Annotated in this window: 20 protein-coding genes; 15 read left to right on the forward strand and 5 right to left on the reverse strand. The window is 58.4% G+C overall.

Translation table 11 applies throughout. The features are described 5' to 3' along the window. Positions 1 to 24 precede the first annotated feature (24 nt). The 3 genes from truB to pnp all read left to right on the forward strand — a co-directional run bounded on the left by truB (position 25) and on the right by pnp (position 3,617). Complete coding sequence (gene truB / locus H8L67_RS05555; RefSeq protein WP_220378878.1) at positions 25 to 1,002, forward strand: tRNA pseudouridine(55) synthase TruB; 978 nt, start codon at positions 25 to 27, stop codon at positions 1,000 to 1,002. Between the two features lie 135 nt (positions 1,003 to 1,137). After that, positions 1,138 to 1,398: a 30S ribosomal protein S15 gene (rpsO, locus tag H8L67_RS05560; protein WP_220378879.1), complete on the forward strand. Its 261-nt coding sequence runs from the start codon at positions 1,138 to 1,140 to the stop codon at positions 1,396 to 1,398. 104 nt (positions 1,399 to 1,502) lie between these two features. Continuing rightward, positions 1,503 to 3,617: a polyribonucleotide nucleotidyltransferase gene (gene pnp / locus H8L67_RS05565; protein WP_220378880.1), complete on the forward strand. Its 2,115-nt coding sequence runs from the start codon at positions 1,503 to 1,505 to the stop codon at positions 3,615 to 3,617. 118 nt (positions 3,618 to 3,735) lie between these two features. Here pnp and H8L67_RS05570 read toward each other — a convergent pair whose 3' ends face one another. The 4 genes from H8L67_RS05570 to H8L67_RS05585 all read right to left on the reverse strand — a co-directional run bounded on the left by H8L67_RS05570 (position 3,736) and on the right by H8L67_RS05585 (position 7,174). After that, entirely contained in the window at positions 3,736 to 4,680 is a 945-nt protein-coding gene (locus H8L67_RS05570) for a DegV family protein (RefSeq protein ID WP_220378881.1), read from the reverse strand. A 102-nt stretch (positions 4,681 to 4,782) separates the two neighbouring features. Continuing rightward, positions 4,783 to 5,907, reverse strand: coding sequence for a DNA polymerase IV (dinB, locus tag H8L67_RS05575; RefSeq protein ID WP_220378882.1), 1,125 nt, complete (start codon positions 5,905 to 5,907; stop codon positions 4,783 to 4,785). 43 nt (positions 5,908 to 5,950) lie between these two features. Then, positions 5,951 to 6,634, reverse strand: coding sequence for an ABC transporter permease (locus tag H8L67_RS05580; RefSeq protein WP_220378883.1), 684 nt, complete (start codon positions 6,632 to 6,634; stop codon positions 5,951 to 5,953). A gap of 3 nt (positions 6,635 to 6,637) precedes the next feature. Further along, positions 6,638 to 7,174, reverse strand: a complete 537-nt coding sequence (locus H8L67_RS05585; protein ID WP_220378884.1) for an RNA polymerase sigma factor — start codon at positions 7,172 to 7,174, stop codon at positions 6,638 to 6,640. 119 nt (positions 7,175 to 7,293) lie between these two features. On the opposite strand from H8L67_RS05585, the gene pssA reads away from it, so the two are divergent. The 4 genes from pssA to H8L67_RS05605 are packed head-to-tail and all read left to right on the forward strand — an operon-like array spanning position 7,294 to position 10,564. Next, the gene (gene pssA, locus H8L67_RS05590; protein ID WP_220378885.1) at positions 7,294 to 7,926 is read left to right on the forward strand and encodes a CDP-diacylglycerol--serine O-phosphatidyltransferase; all 633 of its coding nucleotides are present in this window, start codon (positions 7,294 to 7,296) and stop codon (positions 7,924 to 7,926) included. A 60-nt stretch (positions 7,927 to 7,986) separates the two neighbouring features. After that, positions 7,987 to 9,042, forward strand: a complete 1,056-nt coding sequence (gene phaE / locus H8L67_RS05595) for a class III poly(R)-hydroxyalkanoic acid synthase subunit PhaE (RefSeq protein ID WP_220378886.1) — start codon at positions 7,987 to 7,989, stop codon at positions 9,040 to 9,042. Next, positions 9,039 to 10,115, forward strand: coding sequence for a class III poly(R)-hydroxyalkanoic acid synthase subunit PhaC (phaC, locus tag H8L67_RS05600; protein ID WP_220378887.1), 1,077 nt, complete (start codon positions 9,039 to 9,041; stop codon positions 10,113 to 10,115). Before phaE ends, phaC begins: the two co-directional genes overlap by 4 nt. A 5-nt stretch (positions 10,116 to 10,120) precedes the next feature. Continuing rightward, complete coding sequence (locus tag H8L67_RS05605; protein WP_220378888.1) at positions 10,121 to 10,564, forward strand: hypothetical protein; 444 nt, start codon at positions 10,121 to 10,123, stop codon at positions 10,562 to 10,564. A gap of 21 nt (positions 10,565 to 10,585) precedes the next feature. Here H8L67_RS05605 and arsC read toward each other — a convergent pair whose 3' ends face one another. Beyond that, positions 10,586 to 10,939 (reverse strand): arsenate reductase (glutaredoxin), encoded by a 354-nt coding sequence (arsC, locus tag H8L67_RS05610; protein ID WP_220378889.1) that lies wholly within the window; start codon positions 10,937 to 10,939, stop codon positions 10,586 to 10,588. A gap of 187 nt (positions 10,940 to 11,126) precedes the next feature. Here arsC and smc point away from each other — a divergent pair, with 187 nt between their 5' ends. The 8 genes from smc to gyrA all read left to right on the forward strand — a co-directional run bounded on the left by smc (position 11,127) and on the right by gyrA (position 23,795). Next, positions 11,127 to 14,627 carry a chromosome segregation protein SMC gene (smc, locus tag H8L67_RS05615; protein ID WP_220378890.1) on the forward strand — a complete coding sequence of 1,167 codons (3,501 nt, stop codon included), beginning with the start codon at positions 11,127 to 11,129 and terminating at the stop codon, positions 14,625 to 14,627. Between the two features lie 12 nt (positions 14,628 to 14,639). Next, positions 14,640 to 15,341, forward strand: a complete 702-nt coding sequence (zipA, locus tag H8L67_RS05620) for a cell division protein ZipA (protein WP_220378891.1) — start codon at positions 14,640 to 14,642, stop codon at positions 15,339 to 15,341. Between the two features lie 12 nt (positions 15,342 to 15,353). Then, entirely contained in the window at positions 15,354 to 17,423 is a 2,070-nt protein-coding gene (gene ligA / locus H8L67_RS05625; RefSeq protein WP_220378892.1) for an NAD-dependent DNA ligase LigA, read from the forward strand. Continuing rightward, positions 17,413 to 18,399, forward strand: a complete 987-nt coding sequence (epmA, locus tag H8L67_RS05630; protein WP_220378893.1) for an EF-P lysine aminoacylase EpmA — start codon at positions 17,413 to 17,415, stop codon at positions 18,397 to 18,399. Before ligA ends, epmA begins: the two co-directional genes overlap by 11 nt. 48 nt (positions 18,400 to 18,447) lie before the next feature. Then, a complete protein-coding gene (locus H8L67_RS05635; protein ID WP_220378894.1) occupies positions 18,448 to 19,401 on the forward strand; it encodes a DUF3011 domain-containing protein in 954 nt (317 codons plus the stop codon). 22 nt (positions 19,402 to 19,423) lie between these two features. Next, positions 19,424 to 19,969 carry a DUF3011 domain-containing protein gene (locus H8L67_RS05640; protein WP_255555822.1) on the forward strand — a complete coding sequence of 182 codons (546 nt, stop codon included), beginning with the start codon at positions 19,424 to 19,426 and terminating at the stop codon, positions 19,967 to 19,969. 39 nt (positions 19,970 to 20,008) lie between these two features. After that, the gene (mtnA, locus tag H8L67_RS05645; RefSeq protein ID WP_220378895.1) at positions 20,009 to 21,067 is read left to right on the forward strand and encodes an S-methyl-5-thioribose-1-phosphate isomerase; all 1,059 of its coding nucleotides are present in this window, start codon (positions 20,009 to 20,011) and stop codon (positions 21,065 to 21,067) included. Between the two features lie 172 nt (positions 21,068 to 21,239). Next, the gene (gene gyrA, locus H8L67_RS05650) at positions 21,240 to 23,795 is read left to right on the forward strand and encodes a DNA gyrase subunit A (RefSeq protein ID WP_220380754.1); all 2,556 of its coding nucleotides are present in this window, start codon (positions 21,240 to 21,242) and stop codon (positions 23,793 to 23,795) included. Positions 23,796 to 23,823 lie beyond the last annotated feature (28 nt).

Genomic DNA, 23,823 nt, shown 5'->3' on the forward strand with positions numbered 1-23,823 from the left:
CCGCATTGCGTCTACAATCGCCGAATGACGCAAACGTCGCGCCGCATCCGTTATCGACCCTTGCACGGCATATTGCTGTTGGACAAGGCGCGCGGCCCCAGTTCAAATCAGGCGTTGCAGCGCGTGCGGCGCTTATTTCAGGCCGAGAAAGCCGGTCATACGGGCTCGTTGGATCCCTTGGCCACCGGGTTGCTGCCCGTGTGTTTCGGCGAAGCCACCAAGATCGCCGGGGGATTGCTGGGCGCCAGGAAGGCCTACGAAACCGTGGCCCGTTTGGGCGTGGTCACCGACACAGATGACGCCGAAGGGGAGATCCTGCGCAGCTGTGACGTGCCGGATTTGACGCTGGACCAAATACAAACCGCACTTGCCGAGTTGACCGGGCACTTGCAGCAAGTTCCGCCGATCTACTCGGCACTCAAGCGCGGCGGCGAACCCTTGTATGCGAAGGCGCGTCGCGGCGAAGCAATCGACATCGCGCCTCGTGCGGTCGACGTACATGCGTTCGAGCTCGTCGGTGCGGGCGATTTGCTGGAGAACGTCCCGCTGTTGAGATTGCACGTCGAGTGCGGTTCCGGCACCTACGTTCGAAGCCTTGTGCGGGATCTGGGCGAAAAATTGGGCTGCGGTGCGCATGTCGCCGAATTGCGACGTCTGTGGGTGGATCCCTTCCGCGAGCCGCGGATGTGGACCTACGAAGCGCTGCAAGACATGGTGGAGCGCGGCGGGCTGCAGACCTTGGATGCGTGTCTCCTGCCCATTGAGACGGGTTTGACGGCGTGGCCCGAAGTGACGGTTACCGCCAATCAAGCCTTGGCGTTGGCTCGAGGCCAGCGGGTGGAGGCGGCCTTCCCGCATGAGGGCGAAGTCGCCATTTTCGACAAGACGGGGAAAGCTCTGGGTCTTGGTTGGGTCGACGAAACAGGCACGCTCAAGCCGAAACGCCTGTTTGTGTGGACTGCACATCTGGCCAAGACCGAGACCGCGCAACCCGGCGTGTGACACAGGTCCGCCGCTTGACGTACAATATGTGCGCCCATGTATCGCATGGGCATTTCTTTCACGGCGATATACACGGTGTCCGGCCGCCGAACCGGATTCCTGTGATATGCGCATCTGATAAAGGTACTCAAGGCAATGTCCATCGACACCAGCAAGATCATTGAAGAAAACAAGCGTGGCGCCAACGACACCGGCTCGCCGGAAGTCCAAGTCGCGCTGCTTACCGCACGCATCGAAATGCTGACCGGTCACTTCAAGACGCACAAACAAGATCACCATAGCCGCCGCGGTTTGTTGAAACTTGTCAACACCCGTCGCAGCTTGCTCGACTATCTGCACCGTAAGGACGCAGAAAGGTACAAGGCTTTGATCCAGAAGTTGGGTCTGCGCCGCTAAGGCAACACACACCGCGGCCTCATGGCCGCGGTTTTATTTGTGCAACATCAAATTCGCTCGGGCAGGGGCCCGGCGAAAACCATGAAACCAAGGATCAAACCATCGTGGCAAAAATCACCAAGAGCTTCCAGTACGGCGGTCGCACCGTCACCCTTGAAACCGGCGAAGTCGCACGCCAAGCCGGCGGCGCCGTCATGGTTTCGGTTGATGGCACCGTCGTGCTCGCAACCGCCGTTTGTGCAAAGTCGGCTCGTGAAGGGCAAGACTTCTTCCCGCTGACGGTCGATTACCAAGAGAAGTTCTATGCCGGTGGCCGCATCCCGGGCGGTTTCTTCAAGCGCGAAGGTCGCCCCACTGAAAAGGAAACTTTGATTTCGCGTTTGATCGATCGTCCGATCCGTCCTTTGTTCCCCGAGGAATACAAGAACGAAGTCCAAATCATTGTCACGTTGATGTCGTTGAACCCGGAAGTCGAAGGTGACATTCCGGCGCTCATCGGCGCCTCGGCCGCGTTGTCGCTGTGCGGTTCGCCGTTCCAAGGTCCGATCGCCGCCGCCAAGGTGGGTTATGCAAACGGCCAATACATCTTGAATCCGAGTGTCGAGCAACTGAAGACCTCGGAACTCGAGTTGGTGGTTGCGGGCACGCAAGACGCCGTTTTGATGGTTGAATCCGAAGCCAAAGAATTGTCGGAAGACGTCATGTTGGGCGCGGTGATGTTCGGTCATCGCGAGTCGCAAGTCGTGATCAATGCCATCAAGGAAATGGTTGCGGAAGCCGGCGTCAAAGCCTCCGATTGGGAAGCACCGGCCAAGAACGAATCCTTGATCAGCGAATTGGCGCACGCCATCGGCGACCGCATGAAGCAAGCCTACTCGATCATCGAAAAGGCCGATCGTCGCGTCACCTTGGGCAACCTGCGAAAGGAAATCTCCGAGCTGCTGAATCCCAAGGGCGAAACCGCCGGCTGGACCCCGGGCGATGTCGGCAAGGAATTCGGTGAGCAGGAATACAGCACCATGCGTAATTCGGTGCTGCAAACCAAAAAGCGCATCGACGGTCGCGGTCTGACCGACGTCCGCCCGATTTCCGTCAAGGTCGGTGTGTTGCCGCGCGTGCACGGCTCCGCGCTGTTCACCCGTGGCGAAACCCAAGCCCTGGTGGTGACCACGCTCGGTACCGCACGTGATGGCCAGATCATCGACGACGTCGCCGGTGAGTGGAAAGAAAACTTCATGTTCCACTACAACTTCCCGCCTTACTCCGTCGGTGAAACGGGTCGCTTCGGTGCGCCGAAGCGTCGTGAGATCGGCCATGGCCGCCTTGCCAAGCGCGGCGTGTTGGCCATGATGCCGTCGCTGGAAGAGTTCCCGTACACGGTTCGCGTGGTCTCGGAAATCACCGAATCCAATGGATCTTCGTCGATGGCCTCGGTCTGTGGTTCGTCCTTGGCTTTGATGGACGCCGGTGTGCCGGTGAAGCGTCCGGTGGCGGGTATCGCCATGGGTCTGGTCAAGGAAGGCAACGACTACGTCGTGTTGTCCGACATCCTGGGTGATGAAGATCACCTCGGCGACATGGACTTCAAGGTGGCCGGTTCCGAAGCAGGCGTCACCGCTTTGCAAATGGACATCAAAATCCAAGGCATCACCGAAGAAATCATGAAGGTTGCCTTGGCTCAAGCCAAAGAAGGCCGTCTGCATATCCTCGGTGAAATGTCCAAAGCCCTGACGAGCGCACGTTCGGAACTCTCCGAATTCGCCCCGCGTCTGTTGACCATCAAGATCCACCCGGACAAGATCCGCGAAGTGATCGGCAAAGGCGGCGCCACGATTCAAGGCATCACCAAGGAAACGGGCACGCAGATCGACATCCAAGACGATGGCACGATCACCATCGCCTCGGTCAACAACGCGGCCGCCATGGCTGCGAAGACCCGCATCGAACAAATCACCAGCGATGTCGAACCGGGCCGCGTTTACGAAGGCAAGGTTGCCAAGATCATGGACTTCGGTGCATTTGTCACCATCCTGCCGGGCAAAGACGGCTTGGTTCACGTGTCGCAAATTTCCAACGAACGTGTGGAAAAAGTCAGCGACAAGTTGAAGGAAGGCGATCTGGTCAAGGTCAAAGTGTTGGAAGTCGACAAGCAAGGTCGTATCCGCTTGTCCATGAAGGCATTGGATGAAGAAGCTGGTGAGGCTGCTGCAGCCGAATAAGCCGCTGCGCATCGGCACACGAAAAAAACGGGCCTTTGGGCCCGTTTTTTTTATCCCTCAACGTTGCTTTCGAGCCGGACGAAATGCCGCGCGCGCCCTCGTACAGAATCTGACGGACTTAGTCGAAGCTACTCATGTTTTCCTGCGCGAACGACACTGTCAACGTGCCCGCACCGATGTTGATCAGACCGGTCAAGCTCATCATCGCCTCGAGCAAGGTCACGCCGTTGTTCGCACAAGCCTGCTTGAGGCTGGCATAGCCCGGCAGCTTGCGCATCTCATCCAGATGGCCGCCGTAGCTGATCGACACAACCGGCGCCAAGAGTCCCTGGCCGACAGCACGCGTGACGTGGTTGAACATCTTTTCACAGGCCGGTTCGAACCCGCGGATTTTGGCAATCGGCTTGGTCACACCGCGATTGGCGTACAGCAGGGGTTTGATATCCAGCGTGGTGCCGAGTGCCGCACTGAATAGACTGACGCTGCGATCACCCTTGGCGCGACCGCGGTTGCGCACGTAGTAAAGGTCCGGGGTCACGAGCATGGCATGCGTATTCGCGGTGACTCGATCGATGCGAGTGCGAATGGATTGCATGGAGGTGCCGTTATGTCGCAAATTGACGGCTTCCCATGCGGCAATGGCTTGGCCGGAAAACAGACTGCCGGTGTCGACGACGCGCATGTTGAAAGGCGTGGTATGACCGGCGGCCTCACGGACCGCGTGATAGTCACTCAAAATCTTGAAACTGGCTTGGACGCAGCGTTCGTAAATCGGACTTCTTGAAGCGGCAATGGTCTGAACCATCACATAGTCGTAATCCACAACGAGTTGATTCAGGAACAACTCGGAAATCTGCTCGACCGTGTAAGGAATGGTTTCAGCTTCGGCGGCATCCTTGGCGATGCCGCTTTCAAGAAATTGCTCAATCACCGCATCTTGGCGGTTGTCATTGATCAGTTGATCGCCGATGCGGACCGCAATCGGCAAAACGACGATGTTTTCCTGCTCGATGATCGACTGCGGCAAATCGCAACCGGCGTCGACAACATATCCAATGCGCATGGCGTGGCAACCTCGGTGAAAGCACTTAACAAGCGTAACCTGAATTCGACAGGCTTTCCGTATCGAAACCGGCGTTGGTCTGCGAATTTTTCCGTAGGGTTGTCAGCCTTGCGCGGCATCCGTGTCGAAAAGCTGTCCAGCCAGGGAATCGTCGAATCGGGCGCCGTCGTGAAATCCCGATACCCCGATGCCGACCAAGCGGTAGCGCGTGTCCTCGGGCAGATCGATCCGTCGGCACAAGGCTTGGGCACGAAGAAAAAGTTCTGCTGCGTTGGTGGGGAAGGGGGTCTCGGTGATGGAGCGCGTCAGGGTGCGAAATCCGGCGGTTTTCAGCTTCAGCACCACGGTTCGTGCGTGCCGGTCGGGGTGGCGCGCAAGCTCCCGTTCATACGCCTGCCAGGTTTTGCCTGAAAGGGCTTCGAGCGTCTCGTCGAACTGCCCCATGGGAAGGTCTACGGCAAACGTGTCCTCACTGGAGATCTGCAAAGTTGCGCGCTCCGGCAGGACCGCGCGCTCATCGTGACCGTGTGCGAGCTCGTGCAGGCGTTTGCCCCACTTTCCAAAATGTTGCTCCATCACTCGCAAGTCGGCGCCCCGCACGTCGCCACAAGTCTTGAAGCCCAAAAGGGACAGGCGACCTTCTGTGACTTTGCCAACGCCCGGCAGCCGCGCCAGCGGCAGATCGAGCAAGAACGCGTCCACCTGCTGCGGCTTGACCACAAACAAACCGTCGGGCTTGTTGACGTCGCTAGCGATCTTGGCAATGAACTTGTTGGGGGCGACGCCGGCAGAGGCGGTCAGGCCGGTTTCGAGGAATATTTCGCGCCGGATGCGTTCGGCAATGGCGGTGGCGCTACCCAAATCGAGGTGCGGATGCGTGACATCGAGATACGCCTCATCCAACGAGAGCGGTTCCACCAAGGCTGTGTAGCGGGAGAATATCTCCCGAATCTGAGCGGACACTGCCTTATAGCGGCTGAAATCCGGCGGCACGAATACCGCCTCCGGACACAAGCGTTCGGCGCGTACGGCCGGCATCGCGGAACGCACGCCGAACGTGCGTGCCTCGTAACTGGCCGCGCAAACCACCGAGCGTGCGCCACGCCAAGCGACCACCACGGGACGCCCCCTCAGTTCCGGGGCGTCTCGTTGCTCGACGGAGGCATAAAACGCATCCATATCCACATGGATGATTTTTCGAGCGGTGGTTGTTGCGGACGACGGCATACGCAGATTTTCGCAGGTGCCGACGCACAGGGCGAGACGCCGTTCAAACTTCCTCAAATGCTTTCAATGCGTCCAAATTCTTTTGCGCTTTGACCAAGGTGCCGCCGGTCACGGCATCTTCCATGGCGCGCTTGAGTCCGGGCCTTGACGGCTGCCGCGACCAGCGATGAAACCAGGCGGTGGCACACAGTCCGGCAACCCCGACGGCGATGCAAATCCAAATTGACGCGCCCATCCGTGACAGGAAATCGACCTTGCCGTGCGTCAGCACATCAATGCCTGTTGCCATGAACGGGATCCAGAACAACCACCAGCACAAGCCGACGACCATGCCGCCGATCACATAGGTTTTTCGTGCCATCGCGAGTTTGTGTTGCAGGTCCGTGACTGCCTGAGTGGGATCCAGACTGGAAAGACGTCCAAGTAGCATGCCCGCCGCAATGATGCAGGCGACACCATAGGCATGGACGATGATGCCCGACCACAGCAGCCAGCCACCATCGCGATGTTGTGTCCATCCTGCGACGCCCAGCAAGATCATCAGGATGCCGAAAACGATTTGAACCAGTTGACCCAAGTACAAGGGCCAAAGCGAGCGGCGGAAATGCTTGGCTTTGCGTACGCGTTGAAGCGCATGCTTTTCCCGCGCGTCGCTCGACAATCGCTCTGTGACGGCATTGAGGGCCCGCTTGAGCTCATCGAATTGCAGATCTTGGTTTGCGTCCATGGTTCAGGACTCCCGTGAATTGGCGAAAAGGGTTTTCAATCGCTGTTTGATGCGATTGAGCTTGGTGGCGACATTGCTTTCTGAAATGCCGAGGACCTCGCCGATGTCACGATGGCTCAGATCATCCAAATGCATGACCAGCAAGGCGCGGTTGTACACGTCAAGGGCGTTCAACGCTTGATTGAGCCGCTGCACCGGATCTGCTGAAGCGTCGTTAACACCGGTTACAGCAAGGTCGTGCACGGCAGGGTCGAATGCCACGTGATGTTGATTGATTCGCGTCTTCCGCCGGACTTCCGATATCGCCACATTCAACGCAACGCGATACATCCACGTGGAGAACGGCCGGTTCCCGTCGTACTTCGGCCAACTTTCCCAAAGCGACGCGCGAATGTCCTGAGCCAAGTCCGAACGATCTTCCGGTGTCCAGGCATATGTGGCCGTCACTTTATGCAGGATGCCGATGTGCGCATCCAACAGGCGCAGAAAGTCATTCGCTTGCGCGTTGTCAGTGGCAGGGTGGGGGTGAGCGATGGACATCCATGAAATCCGAATGGTTTGAACAGTGATTCGCACGGCAGCCCGAAATATCACACTGCCACGACCGGGCGTAGATACAAAACTGGCTATGCTTTGACGACAGGCGTCCGGAGTTCATCATGCAGGAATCCCCAAACAAGCCCCGCCACTTCTCGATGTTCCGCGATTTTCACTTGGCGGACTGGTTCACCCTCGGCAATGCGTTCTGCGGGACAGGCGCGGTTTTCGCCGCCATGCGCTTCCTGCAGGAAGGCAACATGCGGGATTTGATGGTCGGCATGGCATTGATTCCGCTGGCCTTCGTTTTGGACGCACTGGACGGTCGCATCGCGCGGTGGCGCAATGTGTCGTCCGTGTTGGGTCGGGAACTGGATTCCCTGGCCGATGTCATTTCCTTCGGGGTGGCCCCTGCGGCGCTGGCCTACGCATGCGGCCTCCAGGGGGGTTGGGATTGGATAGTTCTGAGTTATTTCGTTTGTTGCGGCGTCAGTCGTCTGGCGCGTTACAACGTCACTGCGGAGTCGTTGTCGGGCGCCGAGGGCAAGGTCAAATACTTCGAAGGCACGCCGATTCCCAGCAGTTTGCTGCTTGTCGTGATATTGGCAATCGCCGCTTGGCGCGGATCGATCGGCCAGAACATTTGGTTCGGTGCCGTCCAACTCGGACCTTGGCAATTGCATCCGCTGGTGCTGGTATTCGCACTGTCCGGATCACTCATGGTCAGCAAAACATTGCGTATTCCGAAACCCTGAGATCGCCCGTGTCATGAAACCGATGTCATCATTGCAGGCAAATCCAAGGAGTTCCGATCAATGAATCCGCAATGGCCCAACGATTTTGAAAGCCTCGGGCGTCAATACATGGAGGCTTGGCAGAACATGATGCGCGGCGCGATGGCCGGGCAGGGGCCCGCGCCTTCGGGCTTTGCCGGCATGGGCGGATGGCAAGATCCTTCGCAAGCGTGGGCACGCACGGCTTCCCAGTTCGCCAATCCTGAAGCGATGGCGGCCATGCATCGTTTCAACGCCCAGTCGAACGGTTGGTTCGCGCAGATGCATGAGTTGGCGGCCAAGTTCACCGATCAAGGGGCAACCGCCAAGAACATTGCCGACGAATGGCGGCGCATGTTGGAAAGCTCCTCCGGCAATGTCATGGCGGATGCATTGAAAAACATGCAAAGCGGCGGCAGCCAAGGCTTCGATGCTTGGTACGCGAACGTGGAGCCGATGTTGAATGGCTGGAAACGCGAGTTTTCGTCTTGGTTAAGCGTCCCCGCATTCGGCTTGGCGCGTGAACATCAGGAGCGCTTGCAAAAGTTGTTGCAGTCTCAATTGGACTATCAGGAGGCGTTGGCCGCGCACAACGCCTTGCTCGGAAATTCGGCCGATTCCGCCATGAAGTATTTCGAGGCCTTGCTCGACAAAGCGGGGAAGGCGGGCAAGCCCATCACTAGCGCGCGCGGATTGTTTGACACCTGGGTGGATGCGGCCGAACAGGCCTATGCCCAAGTCGCACTGTCGCGCGAGTACCGCAAGGCCTATGCGGACATGGTCAATGCACAGATGCGATTGCGATCGGGCGTTCAACGCGAAATCGAACAGGCCTGCGACATGCTCGGTATTCCCACGCGCACGGAAATGGATGCCGCACACCGCAAGATCGCGGAGTTGGAGCGTGCGTTGCGACGTGCGCGCAGCACGCCTCCCGATGCTGGCGCCAAACCGCAAGCGGCGACGCCAAGGGCTGCCCCTGCGGCCAAGCGTGCGACCCCCGCCGCACGCAAGCAGGCGGCCCGCAAAGCGCCTGTGAAAAAGTCAGCGAGTGCAAAGTCCACTGCCGCCCGTACGACGAATAGGAAGCGCTCATGAAGAGCAAGTCGCCCATCGATATCACCGTTGAAGGGATCGCGGATGAAGTCGCGAAGGTGCAGGCCAAGTTGGGTGCCAGCCTCGGCACCTTGAGAAACGTCGATAATTTCGACTACGGTGCCTCGGAGAAACAAGAAGTCTGGCGCGACGGAAAAGTCGTCCTGTATCGCTATACGCCGGTAAGGAAAACCCTGTCGCGCGTTCCGATCCTGGTGAGCTACGCCTTGGTCAATCGGCCTTACATGATTGACCTCCAAGACAACCGCTCTTTGGTGAAAGGTTTGCTTGACCGCGGCGAAGACGTCTACCTCATTGACTGGGGCTATACAGATCGTTCGGACAAATTCCTGACCCTCGAGGATTACATCCAACGATTCCTGGACGGTGCCGTCGATTTCCTGCGTGCTCGCCACAAAGTGGACGCGGTCAACGTGTTGGGTATTTGCCAAGGTGGCGTTTTCTCCTTGTGCTATGCCGCGCTCAATCCGTCAAAGGTGAAGAATCTGATCACCATGGTGACCCCGGTGGATTTCCAAACGCCGGACAACATGTTGTCGAACTGGACACGCGAACTCGACGTCGATCTTTTCGTCGACACCATGGGCAACATTCCTGCCGATGTCATGAACTACTCGTACCTGATGCTGAAACCCTTCCGACTCAACATGCAAAAGTATGTCGGCATGGTGGACATCATGGACAACCCCGAGGCGATGACGGATTTTCTGCGGATGGAGAAATGGATTTTCGATTCCCCGGACCAAGCCGGCGAAGCGTTCAGGCAATTCGTGAAGTTCTTCTACCAAGGGAACGGATTCGTCAACAAAGATGTCGACATCGGTGACCGTCCGGTAGACCTCGACGATGTGACCATGCCTGTTCTCAACATTTACGCGGAACAGGACCATCTGGTGCCTCCGGATGCGTCAAGGCGGATGAAAGAACTGGTGGGAACGCGTGATTACACCGAGCTGAGTTTCAAGGGGGGGCATATCGGTATCTACGTTTCCAGCCGCGCGCAAAAAGAAGTGCCCGACACGATTCACCATTGGCTTTCCCAGCGATCGGTCTAATCCGCATGGGCAAGGCGCTGCGATGTGTCGCCGGGGTGCTTGGAGTCATCTGGACTCTGCCCAACAGCCTGGTCGGTGCAATCTTGGGCTGTGCCGGTCTGCCATTCGGTGCGCATGCGCATTTGCGTAAGGATGATTGGGCGTTGGTGTTTCATCGATGGCCGTGGGGGCCGGGCGGGGCGATTACCTTTGGCAATGTCATCGTCCATACCGGTGACGACTTGGATACGCCGTGCCTGACCTATGCGACGCGTGCCGGGCGCGCCCAAGATGCGCACATCCGCTTGAACGACCACGAACGTGCGCACGTTTTCCAATACATGGTGTTCGGTGTCCTTTTTTTGCCCCTCTATCTAGCCTGCGGCGGCGTCAGCGTGCGCAATCCGTTTGAGCGCGCGGCCGATCGTTACGCCCTCTCAGGTCGGGGTTGGTGGCCGTTCCAACGCTAGGCCACTGACGAGCCCCGGTTTTTAAGTCGCGGCAGGCAAGATTTCTTCCACGCGCTCGGGCGGACGACAAAGACGGGTCCCCATGTCGGTACGCACAAAGGGGCGGTTCAACAGACGTGGGTGGCTGGCCATGGCTTGGATCAGGGTTTCCGAATCGGCATCACCAAGCCCCAGTGCCTCAAATTCCGGTTCTTTGGCGCGGATGGCGTCGATAGGTGCAAGGCCGGCATCGGCAATCAGTGCGCGCAACGTCTCTGCGTCGGGTGGCGTCGACAGGTAATCAATGATCTCGAGGTCGACGTTGCGTGCTTGGAGTCGCTCCAAAGCGCCCCGGGAGTTACTGCACTGCGGGTTGTGATAGATCGTCGCCTTCATACCAGTCCTTTTCCACGTGTTCGGCGACAGTTTGCGAAGGAAACACAAGCAGGACAAGGGAATCCATCGCTATACTTCAAGATCAACTAATTCCAGTGAGCGAAATCGCCAGTTGTTTCAATAGCTTGCGATCGTTTGTTCATTTAATTTATTACGTTTCGCGGGCGAAACGTTGACTGAGTGCTGCATGCGTCTTTCTACAATCAAGCTTGCCGGTTTCAAATCGTTTGTTGATCCCACGACATTGCACCTGCCGGGCAACATGACCGGTGTGGTCGGGCCCAATGGCTGCGGCAAGTCCAACATCATTGATGCTGTGCGGTGGGTGATGGGCGAATCCTCGGCCAGCCGCTTGCGCGGTGACAATGCCACCGACGTGATCTTCTCCGGTTCAACGGCACGCAAGCCTGTCTCGCAGGCCACGGTCGAACTGATTTTCGACAATTCGGATCATGCCATCACCGGTGAGTATGCGAGCTTCAACGAAATCTCCGTGAAGCGCACCGTCGGTCGCGACGGCCAAAGCAGCTACTTCTTGAACGGCACACGGTGCCGCCGTCGGGATATTACCGACCTCTTCTTGGGCACGGGGCTCGGACCGCGGAGTTACTCGATCATCGAGCAGGGAATGATCTCCCAAATCATCGAGGCAAAGCCCGAAGAGTTGCGTGTTTATCTCGAAGAAGCCGCCGGCATTTCCAAATACAAGGAACGCCGGCGCGAGACCGAAAACCGGATCCGCCATACGCGGGAAAATCTCGACCGACTCAATGACCTTCGCGAAGAAGTCGGCAAACAATTGAACCATTTGGCAAGGCAAGCCAAGCAGGCGGAACAATACACGGCGATTCAATCCGAGAAGAAGATCAAGGAAGCGCAGTGGAAGGCGCTTCAATTCAAAACATTGGATCAACAGCTTTCAGCACAGCGTAGTGCGCTATTGGCGGATGAGACCCGTCTCGAACAACTGATCGCAGAACAGCGGGAAGCGGAACGACAAATCGAAACCGGGCGCATCCGTCACCAGGAATCGGTCGACGCACACGCGGCGGCGCAGGCGGAGGTCTATCGCGTCGGTGGACAACTGGCACGGCTTGAACAGCAGATCCAGCATCAGGCTGAAATGCAGCAGCGATTGCATTCAGCACATGAAGAGGCGCAAGGCGCCTTGGGCGAATTGATCGCCCATATCACTCAGGACGCTTCGGCGCTGGAGGGCTTGGAAGCCGAACTCAGCGCCAACGAGCCCGCGCTCGAAGAATTGCGTCTGTTGGATGAGAGCAAACAAACCGAGTTGCGCGAGATTGAGTCGCGCCTTTCGGAACTGCAATTGCGCTGGGATACGCATCATCGCGAGCAAGCGGAGGCCGCACGCGCGGGCGATGTCGAACGCACCCGTGTCGATTATTTGGATCGTCAGGTCCTGGAGAGCGAGCGTCGGCGGGAACGTCTGCAGGAAGAGCGTGACAGTCTCGATCTTGACGCGCTAGCCGCGGTGTTTGCCGAACACCAGATGCGCCATGACTCGGAAAAAGCGTCACTGGAAGTCATGCAGGCGGAATTGGACGCGCGCAAGGAAGCGGTCGTCCTCTTGCAAGACCAGCAGCGCGAGCATCAAAACACGTTGTCAGAGCTGCGCAAGGAAATTCAACAATCGCGCGGACGCCTCGCATCGTTGGAAGCGCTGCAGCAATCCGCGCTGGGTCAAGAACAAGGCGCCGCGCTGGCATGGTTGCAGGCCAATGGTTTGGGTGGCGCGGCGCGTGTGGGTGAACGACTGGACGTTGACCCGGGTTGGGAAGGTGCCGTCGAGAGCGCATTGGGTCGCATGCTTGAGGCGGTTCTGGTCGAGCAGCCCACGACCTATGTCGATGCATTGGCCGCCTTGACCGAGGGGCGTGTGGCTCTGGTCGATGCCGCAGACGGCCTCGCGGAATCCGCGGCCACTTCGCTGGCGCGCAAATTGCGCGGGCCGAAGGTCGTGCTAGAGCTCCTTTCAAGTATTCATGCGGTTGAGTCGCTGGATGAAGCCAACCGGCTTCTGCCGACACTGCCGAAAGCCGCCATCTGCATCACGCGTTCGGGTGAGCGTGTCGGTCATGGTTGGCTGCGGATCGAACGACAGTCGGCATCCCAACAGGGTGCGCTGTTGCGGGAACGCGAAATCCAGAACTTGCGCACTGCCTTGGAGCAAGCGCTTGCGCGTGAAGCTGAATTGGATCAGTCGATTGCCAAAGCCAAGCAGCAGGCGCTCGAAGCGGACCAGGCTCGCGAAGAAACGCAGCGCGGTTTGTACGTGGCCCATCGTGGCGTCTCCGAACTTGCCGGTACTTTGCAAGGCCAAAAGAGTCGGGTCGAGAACGCGCGCCTGCGCTTGGATGCCATTGACGCCGAACTCGCGCAGCTGTTGAACAGTCGTACCGAGAGCGAGCAGCAGAGCAAGGCGTCGCGTGCCGAGCTCGAATTGGCTGTCGAACGCATGGCGCAATTGGAAGAAACGCGTCGGACGCTCGAAGACGCTCGTCGCGCATTGGGTGCTGAACGCGAAGCGGCGCGCGATGCGGCGCGCACGGCGCGCGAAACTGCACATGCGCTGGCATTGAAAGTTGAGACGCAGCGCACGCGCCTCAGTGCACTGCGTCAAGCCCTCGAGCGGATGAGTCAACAGCGCGGGCAACTCGATGCGCGCGTCGGCGAGTTGTCGCAGCAACTCAAGGTGGATGACGATCCGGGCAAGGCATTGGAGTCAGAGCGTCAAACGATCTTGCAAGAGCGCGTCCGTGTCGAACAGGCGTTGGCTGAGGCCCGATCGGTCATGAACGGTATCGAGCACGAGTTGCGCGAATTCGAACAAACGCGACAACAACGTGAAGCGCAATCCATCAGCCAACGCGAAGCGATCAGTCAGCGCAAGTTGGAGCAACAGGCCTTGTCTTTGGCGAGCGATCAGCTGAAGGCATTCGTCGCCGATGCCGGATTCGTGCTCGAAGATGTGGTCAATGAATTGGATGATTCCGCGGACACCGACGTCTGGGGTAGCCAGGTCGCTGATCTGGAAGGGCGCATGCGACGCCTTGAGCCGGTCAATTTGGCCGCCATTGCCGAGCATGCGGAAGCCGCGCAACGCAAGGAATATCTCGACGCCCAGGATGCGGATCTCAGCACGGCGCTCAATACGCTGGAAGAGGCGATCCGCAAAATTGATCGCGAAACCCGAGGTCGCTTCAAGGACACCTTTGATCGCGTCAATGCAGGCGTGCAAGAACTCTATCCGCGCCTCTTCGGCGGTGGCCATGCCTATCTCGAATTGACGGGTGAAGACCTGTTGGATACCGGTGTCGCCATCATGGCGCGCCCGCCCGGTAAGCGTGTCTCCAACATTTCGCTGTTGTCAGGGGGTGAAAAAGCGATGACCGCGGTCGCGCTGGTCTTCGCCATTTTCCGGTTGAATCCCGCGCCTTTCTGCTTGTTGGACGAAGTGGATGCACCACTTGATGAAGCCAACGTCGGCCGCTTCACGGCGATGGTCAGTGAAATGAGTGAACAGGTACAGTTCTTGTTTGTGACCCATAACAAGGCCACGATGGAAGCCGCGCGTCAATTGGCCGGTGTCACCATGCGGGAACCGGGTGTCAGTCGATTGGTATCGGTGGATCTGGCGGAAGCAACGCGTCTCGTCGGCGCCTAAGAGGAAATTTGAATGTCAGAAGCATGGTTGATCAGAATCGGAATCCTCGTTGCCAGCGCAATTTTGGTTATTGCGATCATTTGGCAGGGCCGCCCCAAAAAAACGCCGCAGGGCAAACGCATCGGTGAGCGCGGCGCGGATCGCAGCGAGCCGGGCATGGGCGACGATGCGCTGAATGGTGAATCCGATGACTTGTCACAGGGCGGCCAATCCGAATTGCCACTGTCTTCGGCAGACAGCGAGCTCGGAAAGCGCGCCGATGAGAGCTTCGACAAAATTGTCGCCATTTATGTCGCCGCAAAGGCCGGACAAACCTTCCATGGTCCGGACATCGTAGTTGCGGCGGAAAAGACCGGACTGACCTTCGGTCACATGAGCGTGTTTCATCGATTGGTCGAACGTCAGCCCGAGCGCGGTCCGGTGTTCAGTGTTGCGAACATTGTGAAACCCGGAAATTTCGATATGGCCGACATCCATGCGGTCGAGACGCCGGCACTGGCCTTCTTTTTGACCTTGCCGGCACCAGTCACGGCGCTGGAAGGCTGGGAAATGATGTTGCCGACTGCCACGCGCATCGCCGAGTTGTTGGATGGCGTTGTCTTGGACGAGGACCGCAACGCGCTTGGACGTCAACGCATTCAACACATTCGCGAAGAGCTTCGTACCTACGACCGTCAGCGGGAAGCGCCATTGCTGCGCCCGAACAAGTGGTAAGTGATTGACGCCATGAACAACGTGTCCGGACGCATGGACCTGCTCCGTGCACAAATTGAAGAAGCCAATTACCGTTACTACGTCCTCGACGATCCGGCCATTACCGATGCCGAGTGGGACGCGCTGTTTCGCGAGTTGCTGGCGCTGGAGGCGGAGCACCCGGAGTGGGTGACGGCCGACTCCCCCACGCAACGCGTTGGCGCAAAGCCCTCAGGTAAATTCGACAGCGTTGTTCACTCGGTGCCGATGCTGTCCTTGTCCAATGCCTTCACCGATGACGAAGTGGCGGAATTCGTCCAGCGTATTCGTAAAGAGTTGGGTACCGAATCGCCTGAGTTTTCCATCGAGCCCAAGTTCGACGGCTTGGCGATCAGTCTGCGGTACGAGCAGGGTCGATTTGTTCGCGGTGCGACGCGCGGAGACGGTGTCACCGGCGAAGATGTCACGGCAAATTTGCGGACCATCAAGTCCTTGCCGTTGAAACTCAGGGGCGAAGACGTGCCTGCGGTACTTGAGGTACGTGGTGAGGTCGTCATGCCGAGGGCGGATTTCGAGGCATACAACGCACGTGCGCGTGCCAGCGGCCAAAAGGTGCTTGCCAATCCGCGCAATGGCGCAGCAGGGTCGCTTCGTCAACTGGATCCTGGTGTGACGGCAGGCAGACCCTTGGCGTTCTTCGCGTATGCCTTGGGTGAGGTCGAGCCCGCCACCGGCGTGCCAAAACGACATTCCGATGTTCTGTCGTGGTTGCGGACGTTGGGCTTTCCCGTCAGCACTGAAGCATCCACCACGGCGGGACTCGAAGGTCTCCTCGAGGCTTTCAATGCGATGGCGCATAAGCGCGATCAGTTGCCGTTCGACATCGACGGTGTGGTTTACAAGCTGGATCGGTTTGACCAACAGCGGGAAATGGGCTTTGTCTCACGCGCGCCCCGATGGGCGATTGCCCACAAGTTTCCGGCACAAGAAGTGACCACGCGAGTCGAATCGATCGAGGTGAACGTCGGACGCACCGGGGCCGTCACGCCTTGGGCGCTCATGGAGCCGGTGCATGTCGGCGGCGTGATGGTGGCAAGGGCCACCTTGCACAATGCAGATCAAATTGCGCGACTGGACGTGCGCCCCGGCGACACCGTCGTGGTACGCAGAGCCGGCGATGTCATTCCGGAGGTCGTGCGTGTCATTTTGGAAGAGCGTCCCGTCGATGCATCGGGTCTGGCCTTGCACCAGCCATTCGAGATGCCCGCCACGTGTCCGGTCTGCGGGTCGGCCGTCGAACGTGAGGACGGCGAGGTGGTGGCACGGTGCACGGGCGGCCTGTTTTGCCCGGCGCAGCGCGTCCAGGCCTTGGTCCATTTTGCGGGACGTCGCGCCATGGATATCGAGGGCTTGGGTGAAAAGATCGCCGAAGCGCTTGTGGAGTCAGATCTGGTGCATTCGCCCGCGGACTTGTACCGGCTATCTGTGGATGACCTGATGGCCATGAAGCGACGCCAGGATGCGCGCGAGGGTGCGAAGGAAAGTCAGGCGACGCGATGGGCTGAGAATCTGATTGCTGCCATTGCGGCGAGCAAGCAAACCAGTCTTGAACGCTTGCTGTTCGGGCTGGGTATTCCGGATGTGGGGGAGGCGACAGCAAAAACCTTGGCCCGCCATTTCGGCAGTTTGGATGCGTTGCGGCATGCGGACATCGAAGCACTGATGGCGGTGGATGATGTCGGTAGCATCATGGCTCATCACATCAAGCACTTTTTTGAGGCCCCACATAATGCTGCCGTCTTGGATGCGTTGCGTGAGCAAGGCGTCCGCTTTCCTGAAGGTCTGCCCAAACGTGCGGCCGATGGACCGCTGTTGGGCAAGACCGTTGTCCTCACAGGTGGCTTGGCCGGTATGTCGCGCGATGTTGCGGCCGGGCGATTGGAGCAGTTGGGTGCGAAGATCAGCGGCAGCGTCTCCAAGAAGACGTCGATTGTCGTTGCGGGCGAGGCGGCAGGCAGCAAGCTCGCCAAGGCGACCGAACTCGGCGTGGAGATTTGGGACGAAGCGCAATTGACGGCATTTCTGCAGGCGCATGAGCATTAACGCAGATTGGCGGCCAAGCGCGGGTCGCGACGCGATCGTGTTGCGGGCGCGTCTTTACGCCATGTTCCGCGCACATTTCGAACGCACCGGGGCGCTGGAAGTGGAAACCCCGATTCTGTCAGCCGCCGGCACGACGGATATCCACATCGAGTCTTTTTCCACGCGCTTCACGGGCCATGTGGATGCGGGTGCGCCAACGCGCTGGATGCGGACATCGCCGGAATTCGCCATGAAGCGATTATTGGCGGACGGCATCGGTGACTGTTACGAATTGGGAAGGGTCTTCCGAAACGGTGAGGCCGGCGGCCGACACAATCCCGAATTCACCATGCTTGAGTGGTACCGCGTCGGCTGGACCTTGGATCGACTGACGGACGAGACGGCCGAACTGGTCATGGCGGCCATGGCGCTTTGCGGTCGACAGCTTGAAAGAAAAGACCTGACGTATCGTCAAGTATTCATTGACACCGTCAATGTGGATCCGCTCCGCGCCAGTGATGCGGAGATCGTTGAAGCTGCGGACGGCATCAATGTTGATCCTGCTGGCCTGACGCGCGATGACTGGCTCGATTTGATTTTCACCCATCGCATTCAAGCGAATTTCCCCGACAACAGGCTCACGACGATTCGTGACTATCCTGCATCGCAAAGTGCCTTGGCGAAAGTTGAAGCCGACTCACAAGGAGATCCTGTCGCGAGGCGATTCGAGTTGTATGCGGGCGCACTGGAATTGGCGAATGGCTATGACGAACTTATCGACGCGGTCGAACAAGCAAGGCGGCAAATGGCAGATCAATCGCAACGGCAACTGCGCGGTACCTCGGGGCCGCCGTCCGACGCAAACCTCGTCGCCGCATTGCAGCACGGGATGCCCGCAAGTGCCGGTGTTGCATTGGGTGTGGATCGCTTGTTGATGGCGATGCAAGCAGTCAACACGATCGCCCCGGTTATCTCGTTTAACTTCCAGCGTGCTTGAAACGCCTGAATTGTCATCGCATTCATGAATGTGCGATAGATTGAAGCCATGAAACGCGATTTTGCCGCCACGATGAATCCCGTCAATTGCCTGCTGCTTGCGGTGGCGTTGCCGACGACGGCGTTCGCCGCTGACATCCGGAATCTGTTTCGAAAAGCCGAGGACGGAAAAGTCATCCGCTGCGAATCGCGGGCCATGGAGACCAATGTCTGCAAGGCCGATGTCAGTGGTGGCGTTCACCTCTTGCGCCAACTTTCCAAGACCCAATGTGTGGAGAATCGGAACTGGCGGGGTACCCGCGATGGCATCCAAGTCAGCGGCGGATGTCGCGCAGACTTCAATTTGGGCCCGCCGAAAAAGGTCTACGGCAATCAGGTCTTGATTTGTGAATCGGTCGGACACCGTTGGAAGCTCTGTAGCGCAGATACACGCGACGGAGTTCGACTGGCACGTCAGCTCTCCGACACCTCGGCGTGTATCCGCAATCAAACCTGGGGTGTGCGTAACGAAGGCGTCTGGGTTGCGTCCGGCTGCCGCGCGGAATTTCGCATCGGCGCGGCAGAGGAACCGGTTGCCAGCGGCGTGCCGGCGCGCATCACGCGCTGTGATTCGGAAAACGGCATGCGTAAGCGCTGTCGCATCGACACGGGCAAAGGGGTGCGCTTGGTGCAAAAGATTTCCTCTTCACCTTGTACTTACGGCAGCACCTGGGGCTTCGACGACGATGAAATTTGGGTTCGTCGGGGTTGCCGCGCAGAGTTCCAGATAGATATCGAACCGCGCGATATCGTCGCAAAACCGCAGATTCCTGCCAATGCGGCGCTCGTTCGCTGTGAGTCCGAAGACAATCAGCCCCGACGTTGTCCCATCCCGGCGGTGGAGCACATCCAGGTCAAAGAACAGTTGTCGAACAAGTCGTGTGTGGAAGGCAAATCGTGGCGCACGGAGCAACGTGCGATTGTCGTGAAGTCAGGTTGCCGCGCTGTATTCGCGGTTTGGTAGTCGTCTCCAAGGAGAATTGAAGATGCGAATTCAAAACCCTGTTGTCGTTGCACTTGGACTTTGTGCGTTGGCGAGCACGGCGTACGCCCAGCAATATGGCAACTACCGCGGCGGCTATGATCGCGGCGGGAACGGTCAGGTCTTCGAGTGCGCTTCAGTACGTAACGACTATCGCGAATGTGCTGTGCCAGGTCGCGGCAACGCCGTCATCATCCGTCAAATTTCCAAGAACGCTTGCGTGGAAGGCAGAACCTGGGGTCAGCGCAACGGTACGGTTTGGGTTCAAAAAGGTTGCCGCGCACAATTCCAAGCACGGTCCGGTTGGGGTAACGGGCGCGGTGGACGTTGGGACAACAACAATGGTCGCTACGGCAATACCAGCTCCTTCCTTTGTGAGTCCATTGACGGGCGGCAAAATTATTGCGGTACGAATACCCGTGGCGAGGTCCGCTTCCGTCGGCAAATTTCCAAATCGGCTTGTATTGAAGGTCGTACCTGGGGGATCGATCGCCGTGGTGTGTGGGTGGCCGGCGGGTGCCGTGCGGAGTTTGAAGTCCGCGGTTATTGAGTCGCGGTACAAACAGGACGGCTCCACTAGAATGTCGATATGAATACTGTCGACTTCGATCGCTATGACCACGTCCGTCCAATTCGTTGGACGGGCGAGGTACTCGAATTGCTGGACCAACGCGTGCTGCCGTTTGAGACGTTTTACCGGCGTCTCCATACGTTCGACGAAGTGGCGGCAGCCATTCGTGACCTCGTTGTGCGCGGTGCGCCGGCGATCGGCATTTCGGCGGCATGGGGTGTGGTGCTCGCTGCCAAACAAGTCAGTGCAGGCGACGGCCAAGCGGCCTTGAAGCAATTGCAACCGGCATTCGATGTTTTGAATGCATCACGGCCTACCGCCGTGAATCTGGCATGGGCGCTGGGCCGAATGCGTGCTGTGCTCGCGAAGTCGGGAAGTGACTGGCTTTCGGCGCTGGAGCAAGAGGCGCTGGCCATTGCGACGGAAGATCTTGCAGCCAACCGTTTGATGGGACGTGCGGGTGCCGAATTGATCGACGTCGGCAGCGGTGTCTTAACCCATTGCAATACGGGTTCACTCGCGACGGCCGGTTTCGGCACGGCTTTGGGCGTCATTCGTGCAGGCGTGGCCGAAGGGCGCATCGACAAGGTTTTTGCCGGTGAGACACGCCCTTGGAACCAGGGTGCGCGGTTAACCGTTTGGGAGCTGCAAGAAGATGGCATTCCTGCCACCTTGATCGCCGATGCCGCAGCCGCGCACTTGATGAAAACCGGTCAAGTGCAATGGGTGGTCGTCGGCGCCGACCGGATTTGTGCGAACGGCGACACCGCCAACAAAATCGGCACGTATCAATTGGCCATCGCCGCGCGACACCATGGCGTCAAAGTGATGGTGGTGGCACCGTCTTCCACCGTTGATATGGATACGGCAAGTGGCGAACATATCGAGATCGAAGAACGTGATCCCGGTGAGTTGCTCACGGCATTGGGAAAACGCACCGTCGCTGAGGGAATCGTCGCGTGGAACCCCGTGTTCGACGTCACACCCCATGACTTGATCGATGCCATTGTCACTGAGCGCGGCGTCATTCTGTCGCCGGATGAAACCGGCATGCGGGCTGTTTTCGGTACGCCCTGATCGCGTTCTGAAATAACCGCCGAAAAAGGGAGTGAAGGCGGCTATAAGTTATTGATTTCCGAGTGGATTCGGTTGGAATTCAAAGTCTGTTTATGTTAAAATTTCAGGCTGTTCTGGGGCGCTTTCAGCCCTGATCCCGCCTGATTCGGAAGACTTGATGTCACAACAACCGATGGACCCGGCACCGGAAATCATCCCGGTCAATCTCGAAGACGAAATGCGCCGCAGCTACCTCGATTACGCCATGAGCGTGATCGTCGGACGTGCGCTCCCTGATGTTCGCGACGGTTTGAAGCCTGTCCACCGACGCGTTCTGTTCGCCATGGACGAGCTCGGTGCGCATAGCAATCGCCCGTATTACAAGTCGGCGCGTATCGTCGGTGACGTCATCGGTAAATACCATCCGCACGGCGACGCGTCCGTTTACGACACGCTCGTGCGCATGGCGCAACCGTTTTCCCTGCGCTACATGCTGGTAGACGGGCAAGGTAACTTCGGTTCGGTGGATGGCGACTCTGCCGCCGCCATGCGTTATACCGAAGCGCGCATGGCCAAGCTGACGCACGAGCTCATGGCGGATATCGACAAAGAAACCGTCGATTTCCAACCGAACTACGACGAAAAGGAAATGGAACCGACGGTGATGCCGACGCGTTTCCCGAACCTGCTGGTCAACGGTTCCGCCGGTATTGCCGTGGGGATGGCGACCAACATCCCGCCCCACAACTTGACCGAAATCATCAACGGGCTTTTGGCCTTGATCGACAATCCAGAACTGGATGTCGAAGGGTTGATGGAGCATATCCCCGGACCCGATTTCCCGACCGCCGCGATCATCAACGGCGTCGGTGGCATTCATCTCGCCTATAAGACGGGTCGCGGTCGCGTCCGTATGCGTTCGCGCGCCACGATTGAAGTGGCCGACAACGGTCGGGAAGCCATCGTTGTCACCGAGATCCCTTATCAGGTCAACAAGGCGCGATTGATTGAGAAGATCGCTGAACTTGTGAAGGAAAAGAAACTCGAAGGCATCAGCGAATTGCGCGACGAGTCCGACAAGGACGGCATGCGCATCTACATCGAAGTCAAACGCGGCGAATCGGCGGACGTTGTCTTGAACAACTTGTACGCGCAGACGCAGATGGAATCCGTCTTCAGCATCAACATGGTGGCCTTGGTCGACGGACGTCCGAAGACCTTGGGATTGAAGGAAATTCTGGAAGCCTTCTTGCGCCATCGCCGCGAAGTGGTGACGCGCCGTACGATTTTCGAGTTGCGCAAGGCCCGCGCCCGCGCGCACATCTTGGAAGGTTTGACCGTTGCGCTGGCCAACATCGACGAAATGATCGAGCTGATCAAAACGTCGGCGAATCCGGATGAAGCAAAACAACGCATGTTGGCCAAAGTCTGGCAGGCCGGCATGGTGGGTGCGCTCCTGCAATCGGCAGGTGCTGATGCCTCACGTCCGGAGGATTTGCCGAGTGGTGTGGGATTGCTGGCCTCCGGTTATCAATTGACCGAGATCCAGGCGCAACAGATCCTGGATATGCGTTTGCATCGCCTGACCGGTCTTGAGCAAGAAAAACTGACCGACGAATATCGTGAGTTGTTGGAGGCCATCCGCGGCTTGATCGAAATTCTCGAGCAGCCCGGTGTCCTCATGCAGGTGATCCGCGGCGAACTTGAGAAGACGAGGGCAGAGTTCGGCGACGAACGTCGCAGTGAGATTCGCGCCAGCGAAGAAGACCTCGATATTCTCGACCTGATCGCACCTGAAGACGTGGTAGTCACCCTGTCGCATGCGGGCTATGCGAAGCGCCAGCCGGCGACGACCTACCGCGCCCAGCGCCGTGGGGGCAAAGGTCGTAACGCCGCTGCGACGAAGGACGAGGATTTCATCGATCAACTGTGGTTGGTCAACACGCATGACACGCTCCTGACGTTTACCAGCAACGGTCGTGTCTTCTGGTTGCCGGTTCACCAATTGCCCGACGCAGGACCGCAGGCGCGCGGTCGCCCGATCGTCAATTGGATTTCTTTGGAGCCGGAAGAACGCGTGCAAGCGGTGCTGCCGGTGCGTGAATACGAAGAAGGCAAGTATGTTTTCTTTGCCACGCGCAACGGCACCGTAAAGAAAACGGCGTTGACCGAGTTCGCTTACAAATTGGCACGCGGAAAAATTGCCATCAATTTGGCCGAGGGTGATGCCTTGGTCAATGCCGAGCTGTCAGACGGCAGCCGCGACATCATGTTGTTCGCATCGAATGGCAAGGCGGTCCGTTTCGCGGGTGAGTCGGTGCGTCCGATGGGTCGTACCGCCACCGGGGTCCGTGGCATGAAGCTGGCCGAAGGTGAGCATGTGTGCAGTCTGATCGTCATTGACGGCGATGGCGACATTCTGACCGCGAGTGAAAACGGTTTCGGCAAACGCACCGAAGAAACGGCTTTCCCCCGCAAGGGTCGCGGTACGCAAGGCGTCATAGCATTGAAGACCACAGACCGCAACGGCGCACTCGTCGGTGCAATCCAACTCAGTGATCATCACGATGTGCTGTTGATTTCGGATGGCGGCACTTTGGTGCGCACGCCGGCGGCGGATATCGCGCAAGTCGGTCGCAACACGCAAGGCGTCACGCTGATGCGCATGCAAGAAGGCGAAAAACTCCAGGCAATCGAGCGTTTGGACGTGTCGCTGGATGAGGCTGACGGCGACACAGACGCCGAATAAAACCGACGCCTCACCCACGCCAAAACGT

The organism is Lysobacter soyae (genome assembly GCF_019551435.1).
Taxonomy (GTDB): Bacteria; Pseudomonadota; Gammaproteobacteria; order Xanthomonadales; family Xanthomonadaceae; genus Solilutibacter; species Solilutibacter soyae.

What these genes read in the sequence shown, in the direction of transcription:
- truB (WP_220378878.1), top strand. Translation starts at nt 25, where the DNA reads ATGACGCAAACGTCGCGCCGCATCCGTTATCGACCCTTGCACGGCATA.
- rpsO (WP_220378879.1), top strand. Translation starts at nt 1,138, where the DNA reads ATGTCCATCGACACCAGCAAGATCATTGAAGAAAACAAGCGTGGCGCC.
- H8L67_RS05570 (WP_220378881.1), bottom strand. Translation starts at nt 4,680, where the DNA reads ATGCGCATTGGATATGTTGTCGACGCCGGTTGCGATTTGCCGCAGTCG.
- dinB (WP_220378882.1), bottom strand. Translation starts at nt 5,907, where the DNA reads ATGCCGTCGTCCGCAACAACCACCGCTCGAAAAATCATCCATGTGGAT.
- H8L67_RS05580 (WP_220378883.1), bottom strand. Translation starts at nt 6,634, where the DNA reads ATGGACGCAAACCAAGATCTGCAATTCGATGAGCTCAAGCGGGCCCTC.
- H8L67_RS05585 (WP_220378884.1), bottom strand. Translation starts at nt 7,174, where the DNA reads ATGTCCATCGCTCACCCCCACCCTGCCACTGACAACGCGCAAGCGAAT.
- pssA (WP_220378885.1), top strand. Translation starts at nt 7,294, where the DNA reads ATGCAGGAATCCCCAAACAAGCCCCGCCACTTCTCGATGTTCCGCGAT.
- phaE (WP_220378886.1), top strand. Translation starts at nt 7,987, where the DNA reads ATGAATCCGCAATGGCCCAACGATTTTGAAAGCCTCGGGCGTCAATAC.
- phaC (WP_220378887.1), top strand. Translation starts at nt 9,039, where the DNA reads ATGAAGAGCAAGTCGCCCATCGATATCACCGTTGAAGGGATCGCGGAT.
- H8L67_RS05605 (WP_220378888.1), top strand. Translation starts at nt 10,121, where the DNA reads ATGGGCAAGGCGCTGCGATGTGTCGCCGGGGTGCTTGGAGTCATCTGG.
- arsC (WP_220378889.1), bottom strand. Translation starts at nt 10,939, where the DNA reads ATGAAGGCGACGATCTATCACAACCCGCAGTGCAGTAACTCCCGGGGC.
- smc (WP_220378890.1), top strand. Translation starts at nt 11,127, where the DNA reads ATGCGTCTTTCTACAATCAAGCTTGCCGGTTTCAAATCGTTTGTTGAT.
- zipA (WP_220378891.1), top strand. Translation starts at nt 14,640, where the DNA reads ATGTCAGAAGCATGGTTGATCAGAATCGGAATCCTCGTTGCCAGCGCA.
- ligA (WP_220378892.1), top strand. Translation starts at nt 15,354, where the DNA reads ATGAACAACGTGTCCGGACGCATGGACCTGCTCCGTGCACAAATTGAA.
- epmA (WP_220378893.1), top strand. Translation starts at nt 17,413, where the DNA reads ATGAGCATTAACGCAGATTGGCGGCCAAGCGCGGGTCGCGACGCGATC.
- H8L67_RS05635 (WP_220378894.1), top strand. Translation starts at nt 18,448, where the DNA reads ATGAAACGCGATTTTGCCGCCACGATGAATCCCGTCAATTGCCTGCTG.
- H8L67_RS05640 (WP_255555822.1), top strand. Translation starts at nt 19,424, where the DNA reads ATGCGAATTCAAAACCCTGTTGTCGTTGCACTTGGACTTTGTGCGTTG.
- mtnA (WP_220378895.1), top strand. Translation starts at nt 20,009, where the DNA reads ATGAATACTGTCGACTTCGATCGCTATGACCACGTCCGTCCAATTCGT.
- gyrA (WP_220380754.1), top strand. Translation starts at nt 21,240, where the DNA reads ATGGACCCGGCACCGGAAATCATCCCGGTCAATCTCGAAGACGAAATG.